The 825-nt window shown below is 54.3% G+C and carries 1 protein-coding gene; it reads right to left on the bottom strand.

The genetic code is table 11. The features are described from left to right. On the bottom strand, positions 1-825 hold an 825-nt coding region (locus tag HC752_RS25535; protein ID WP_190337747.1), incomplete at both ends, for an AMP-binding protein.

Raw genomic sequence — 825 nt, 5'->3', positions numbered from 1 at the left:
CAATTTCACCCAACTCAATCCGATAACCGCGTATCTTCACTTGGCTGTCATTGCGCCCGATGTATTCCAGTTGCCCATCGTGACGCCAGCGTACCCAGTCGCCAGTTTTGTATAACCGTTCATCGTGCCCTTCCATGGGGCTGTCGATGAACTGCTCGGCGGTCAGCTCAGCTCGGTTGAGGTAACCTCTCGCCAGTCCTGCACCTCCAATGTGCAACTCACCTGGAACACCGATGGGGCACAATTTGCCGTTGCCCGAAAGGACATAACATCGCTCGTTCCTCAGGGGCGTTCCGATAATGTGGGCGTTGCCCGATTGGTATCGTGATTGGGTGCTCCAAATGCACGCTTCGGTTGGGCCGTACACTTGGATGACCTCTTTAAAGCGGCGCGACAAGCTTTGGTAAATCGCTTCCGACCCGCTTTCGCCCCCGACAATGACCGTCACATGAGACAAATCGAGATCTTCTGGCAACGCCACTTGCAATACCGACCAGACCGACGGGGTGAGCTGCAATACGTTGGTCTTGCTGACATGCTCGGACAAGGTTTCAGGCGCTTGATGAATGTCCGATAGGTGAACCGTTCCGCCCGACAACAGCGGTAAGCCGTATTCCAAGCCAAAGATGTCGAAGGTGTATTGGGTGAGGCTCACTAAGGAAATCGGCTGCGCCTCGAAAGGCTGTTCGCCCTGCAAAGACTGATCGCTTTGAAGGGACTGATGATATTGATGAATAAAGTCCGCATAAGCCGAGTGCGGCATCATCACCCCTTTCGGTTTGCCCGTGGTGCCCGAGGTGTAAATGATGTACGCCAGATCATCCC

This window comes from Vibrio sp. S9_S30, assembly GCF_014694455.1.
Lineage (GTDB): Bacteria > Pseudomonadota > Gammaproteobacteria > Enterobacterales > Vibrionaceae > Vibrio.
Note: the sequence above shows the minus strand (reverse complement) of the source record. Positions and strands in the feature narration are given on the sequence as shown.